Raw genomic sequence first — 4,470 nt, 5'->3', positions numbered from 1 at the left:
GTGCTGGGTAAGCCGCTCTCGCTTGAAGGGCTGAAGGCCGCTCTTGTGGCACCGCGCACGGAGTCGGAGATCGATGCGACCTTCATCAAGGAGTGTCTCAAGGATCTCGCCGCCATCCGTGCCGCGGTAGCGGCGACTGACCTCACTAGCGCGGCCCATTTCGCGCACCGTCTCAAGGGCGGCGCGCTAGTCTGGGGCGCGACCTCCATCGTGACGGACATCGATCGCATCGAGCGGGCACTCGCCGGAGATCCTGTGGACGGCAGGCTTGTCGGGCAGCTTCTTGATGCGATTGCCGCACGACTCTGACTGGCGACAACAGCATTTTTGGACGAAACCTGCGCGGTTTGCCATCACGTGCTTCAAGCTCGCGCGAACGCAAGCTTGTACGATGTCTGTCATCATCGCATCGATATATCGCGACGCCCTTTAAACGTGCGATGGCGTACCAATGTCTGTCTGACTTTCCTTCGTCCCAACGTAACGGAGTCTACCGATGGCAAACATCAACGCATCCGCGAGCGGCACGTTCAAGATCGGCGGCGATCTCGAGGTCAATCGACTCGGCTTCGGCGCCATGCGCATCACCGGAAAGGGAATCTGGGGTGATCCGGCCAACCCCAAGGCCGCCCGCGAAACCCTGGCGAAGCTGCCCGAGCTCGGCGTCAACCTGATCGACACGGCCGACAGCTATGGTCCTTACGTCAGTGAGGATCTGATCCGGGAAGTCCTGCATCCCTACAAGGGCCTCGTGATTGCGACCAAGGGCGGACTGACCCGCCACGGTCCTGACATCTGGGCTCCGCTCGGCCGTCCCGAGTACCTGCGCCAGTGCGTGCTGATGAGCCTGCGTCGCCTCGGCGTGGAACGTATCGACCTCTGGCAGCTGCATCGTGTCGACGAGAAGGTGCCGCAGGACGAGCAGTTCGGCGTCATCCGCGACATGCAGAACGAGGGCCTGATTCGCCACGTGGGTCTTTCCGAGGTCAACGTCGGCCAGATCGAAGCGGCATCGAAGTTCTTCAAGGTCGCGACCGTGCAGAACCTCTACAACCTCGGCAACCGCCAGAGCGAGGCCGTGGTCGACTACGCGGATAAGCACAACATCGGCTTCATCCCCTGGTTCCCGCTTGCCGCCGGCGAGCTGGCGAAGGAGGGGTCGGTCTTGTCGAAGATTGCCAAGAAGCTGAACGCTACCGACGGCCAAGTCGCCCTGGCATGGTTGCTCAAGCGTTCGCCGGTGATCCTGCCTATCCCGGGCACGGGTAGCCCCGACCACCTCGAAGAGAACGTCAAGGGTGCATCCCTGAAGCTGTCACAGGAAGACTTCGAAGCCCTGGAGCACGCGGTCAAATAATCGCGGAACGGCTGGCCCGCGCCTCATAGAGGCGCTGGTCGGCACGACTCAACGCCGCATCCAACGGGGTGCCGGCTAGCTTCATCGCTGCGCCCAGCGTAAAGCCGATCGGCGCGGATTGCGCATCGTCACGCAGACGGGCGCTGACCTCGGCGAGTTGCCGGTCATCGGCGCTACGCAATACCACCAGGAACTCGTCACCCCCCAGGCGAACCACGGCGTCTTCATCGCGCACGCGTGCCCGGAGAAACRTCGCCATATCGACCAGCACGTCGTCGCCTCGCTGGTGGCCGTAGGTATCGTTGACAGCCTTGAAGTGGTCGAGGTCCACGGTGATGCAGCCGAGCGTTTCGTCACGCGTCATGTCACCGAGCTGACCCAGATAGCGACGGTTGAAGCAATGGGTGAGGGGATCGCTTAGCGACCACTCACGGAGTTGTCGTTCCTGCCGATGCTGCTCGGTGATGTCCTGCGCGTGACCGAGGACGTAGCGCTCTTCGTCGTCCTCATCGAGCACGTTGTGATAAGCCCAGATCCGTAACTCACCGTTGGCCGCGCGCAGTTCGAGGCGACCCGAGTCGCTGCCTTCGTCGATGATCCGGCGTAGATAGGCGTTGAACGCGGGGACCATTTCGGGGCGCATGAATTCGGCGAGCGACCTGCCCATCAGGCTGTTGATCGGGTATCCCAGTGACTTGGCTGCCGCGGGATTGACCGAGAGAAGGACGCCGTCGAGGTCGTGCGTGCAGATCAGGCCGAGGCTGTAGTGAAACAGCTGGCGGAAACGACGCTCGCTGGCTTCCAGTGAGGTGACCGCGCGCCGGCGGTGCATTTCCCATTCCTGTGCGGTGCGCCTGAGATCGCGTTCCAGGGTGACCTCGCGGGCAAGTGCGGCGTTGCGTTCGACGGCTGTCGCGCGCTGTTCCAACGCCATCCCTACGAGACCGGCCAGGGTGGCTAGGATGTCCCGCTGGGTCGGTGTCAGCTCCCGGGGGACATGGTCGATGACGCAGAGCGTGCCCATGCCGGAGCCGCCCTCCATGGCGATCGGCATACCTGCATAGAATCGGATGTTGGGATCCGCTTCGACCAAGGGGTTATCGGCAAAGCGATGGTCTTTGCGGGTATCGCGCACTTCGAACAGGGTGCTGCCGTGGATCGCATGGGCGCAGAAAGAAATGTCGCGGGGCGTCTCGGTCGTTCCGTCCAGGCCCACCTGGGCCTTGAACCACTGGCGGTCATGATCGATCAGGCTGACCAGGGCGATCGGCGATCCCGTCACCAGGGAGGCTACCCGCACGATACCGTCGAAAAAGGGCTCCGGCGCCGTGTCCAGCACCGCAAGGCCKCGCAGTCGCTCGAGGCGGCGCACTTCGTCGTCGGGTAAGGGCGCGGCTAGCATCGCGGCTCCTGGAGTGGGGACAGCGGAACGTAGCGGCTCGACAGCCTGCCGGACGTGATCCACGTCACTATCCGGAGGACGGGTCGATTGGCATTGCCATGGTTATAGCGGCTTGCGCGGGTTTTTGCGTGAATCCTTGGGAATCCGTGCAGGCTCGTAACTCAGGAGCCTGTGGGTTCGGTCGGAGGTGGAGGAAGCATCTTGTGCGTCCAGAGCGCGGGGCGGTCCGCTGGTCGGCTGCCGGTCTTCACCCGGTCGGCGAACTGAAACGCCCGAAGTTCTGAATCGAGAAGGTGCTCACGCGTCCAGTCTGCGTGCCGCTTAAGGTGTTCGGTGACAGCTCGATCCCCTGGCGAACCGTCAGGCGGTCTGGATGGAATGACAAGGCCGATGCGTACCGCCGGAAAATCGGTCTTCATCATTCGGAGGGCCGGTGACAAGTCCGAGTCGTTTGAAACGATGCCGCCGGATCTTGCACGTGCAGGACGTGCCGAAGCAACGCGCCTACGTCGAGCCATTTGAATGAGGTTCCTCGAAGGCAGCCGTAAAAAAGGTTGTATCCGTCAACATACGCGATCGTTCGCAATCCCTTGCTCCAAATTCCAAAGCTCCAAATGAAAACACCGGCACGATGGCCGGTGTTTTCGCCCTGAGCGCGGTTGCGAACTGAATCGGCCGAGCAAAGGGTGAGTCGTGCGGTAGATACTGCGGTACGTCGGCGCCCCTCGTCAATGCTGCCAGTCGCTGCCCAAAAGTAAGATCTCGCTTCAGTCGATGTAGGGCAGCGCCGCCCTCTATATGGCTGGCGTGTTCGCGGTCGTCCCTTTTAATGGAGCTTTACGGGTGGCAGCGTTGTATTTCGTAGCCAGTCGGCCAGCCATAGCGCGGTAGCCCGCGGCCAGCCATGAAGCGTGGCGCGGTGCAGTTGCTGCAGCGATACGTAGAGCATCTTCGCCACCCAGCCCCGCATGGGGATGATCGACCGGCCCTTGGGCCCCGAAGGTAGTTCGCCCGTAGCCTGACGGGACCCGAGCGACACCAGCGTGCCCTTGGAGTGGTAGACGAAGGGCGCGACGTTCTCACCGCGCAGGGCGCGGGGCAGGGCACGTGCCAGGTAGGTCGCCTGCTGGTGGGCCGCCTGTGCGGTGGGTGGGACGCTGGGGCCGCCGGGAGCCGTGGTGGCGAACGCACAATCGCCCATGGCATAGATGTCAGTCAGGCCCTGGGCCTTGAGCTGGCCGTCCACCAGGATGCGCCGGTCCTTCGACAATTCGAACGGGCCGAGGCCCTTCACCATGTCGTGCCCCGTGACGCCTGCGGCCCACACCTGGATATCGCAATGCACGCTGCTGCCGTCCGACAGATGGAAGGCGCCGTCTTCGACCGCATCCACGCCGACACCCGTGCGCAGCGTCACGCCCATGCGCCGGAGGATCTTCTCGGCGGACTCCGACGTGCGCGGATCGACGTTGGGAAGCACGCGCTTCGCCATATCCATCAGGGTGATATCCAGCTTGCTTGCCGGATCGAGACCGCCATAGCGGTGCATATCGTTGAAGGCGTGGTGCAGCTCGGCCGCCAGCTCCACCCCGGTGGCTCCGGCGCCCACGATGCCGATGCTGATGCGTTTTTCCGGATCGCCCGCCGTGCGCAGCGCCAGTGCCAGGATCTTGCGACGCAGGTCGATCGCCTGTGCAGGGCTGTCCAGCAT

Annotated in this window: 4 protein-coding genes; 2 read left to right on the top strand and 2 right to left on the bottom strand. The window is 63.2% G+C overall.

The window, feature by feature from the left end:
- Both AC1DT2_RS16410 and AC1DT2_RS16405 read left to right on the top strand, forming a co-directional pair.
- Positions 1-309, top strand: a 309-nt coding sequence (locus tag AC1DT2_RS16410; RefSeq protein WP_477297487.1) for an Hpt domain-containing protein, incomplete at its 5' end; no start/stop codon positions are given.
- 187 nt (positions 310-496) lie between these two features.
- Positions 497-1,357, top strand: coding sequence for an aldo/keto reductase (locus tag AC1DT2_RS16405; protein ID WP_063571300.1), 861 nt, complete (start codon positions 497-499; stop codon positions 1,355-1,357).
- Here AC1DT2_RS16405 and AC1DT2_RS16400 read toward each other — a convergent pair.
- Both AC1DT2_RS16400 and AC1DT2_RS16395 read right to left on the bottom strand, forming a co-directional pair.
- Positions 1,350-2,759: a sensor domain-containing diguanylate cyclase gene (locus AC1DT2_RS16400; protein ID WP_477297485.1), complete on the bottom strand. Its 1,410-nt coding sequence runs from the start codon at positions 2,757-2,759 to the stop codon at positions 1,350-1,352. The genes AC1DT2_RS16405 and AC1DT2_RS16400 overlap by 8 nt on opposite strands.
- Before the next feature lie 826 nt (positions 2,760-3,585).
- Positions 3,586-4,470, bottom strand: an 885-nt coding sequence (locus AC1DT2_RS16395) for an NAD(P)/FAD-dependent oxidoreductase (protein ID WP_477297483.1), incomplete at its 5' end; no start/stop codon positions are given.

The organism is Luteibacter sp. P4_E6, from assembly GCF_056401535.1.
Note: the sequence above shows the minus strand (reverse complement) of the source record. Positions and strands in the feature narration are given on the sequence as shown.

What these genes read in the sequence shown, in the direction of transcription:
- AC1DT2_RS16405 (WP_063571300.1), top strand. Translation starts at nt 497, where the DNA reads ATGGCAAACATCAACGCATCCGCGAGCGGCACGTTCAAGATCGGCGGC.